The 699-nt window shown below is 73.0% G+C and carries 1 protein-coding gene; it reads left to right on the top strand.

Going from position 1 to position 699, the window contains the following annotated elements; all coding sequences use genetic code 11:
- Positions 1–82: 82 nt before the first annotated feature.
- Positions 83–699, top strand: a 617-nt coding sequence (locus B7L92_RS20440; RefSeq protein ID WP_143626357.1) for a GAF domain-containing protein, incomplete at its 3' end; no start/stop codon positions are given.

Here is a 699-nt window from a genome sequence, read left to right as displayed (position 1 = left end):
CGCGGGTCCTAGGACCCGCGACCCGGGGCACGGCCGCCGCAGGCCCGATCCGGTCGCCACCGCCCGCCGGTACCGTGAGGACATGAGCCACGGCCCCCGGTCCGGCCTCGCCGCGGTGAGTTCCGCGCTGCTGGCCATGAGCAGGCACCTCGAGGTGCGCGACGTCCTCAAGACGATCGTCGTCTCCGCCCGCGAACTGCTCGACGCGCAGTACGCCGCGCTCGGCGTGCCCGACGACCACGGCGGGTTCGCCCAGTTCGTGGTCGACGGCGTCAGCGAAGAGCAGTGGAAGGCCATCGGCCCCCTTCCGCGCCAGCACGGCATCCTCGCCGCGATGCTGCGCGAGGCCGCGCCGCAGCGCCTCGCCGACGTGCGCCGGGACCCCCGCTTCGAGGGCTGGCCCAGCGCCCACCCCGAACTGGCCGACTTCCTCGGCCTGCCCATCCGCGCCGGCGACGAGGTCATCGGCGCCCTGTTCCTGGCCAACAAGAGCTGCCCCAAATCCGAGGGCGCCTGCGGCTTCACCGAGGACGACGAGGAACTGCTCGGCATCCTCGCCCAGCACGCCGCGATCGCCCTCACCAACGCCCGGCTCTACGAACGCAGCCGCGAGCTGACCATCGCCGAGGAACGCTCCCGCCTCGCCCACGAACTCCACGACGCCGTCAGCCAGAAGCTCTTCTCCCTGAGGCTGACGGC

The sequence above is a fragment of the Streptomyces viridosporus genome (genome assembly GCF_002078235.1).
GTDB classification, from domain to species: Bacteria; Actinomycetota; Actinomycetes; order Streptomycetales; family Streptomycetaceae; genus Streptomyces; species Streptomyces viridosporus.
The sequence above is the reverse complement of the archived record's forward strand: the minus strand, read 5'-3'. Positions and strand labels throughout refer to the sequence as shown.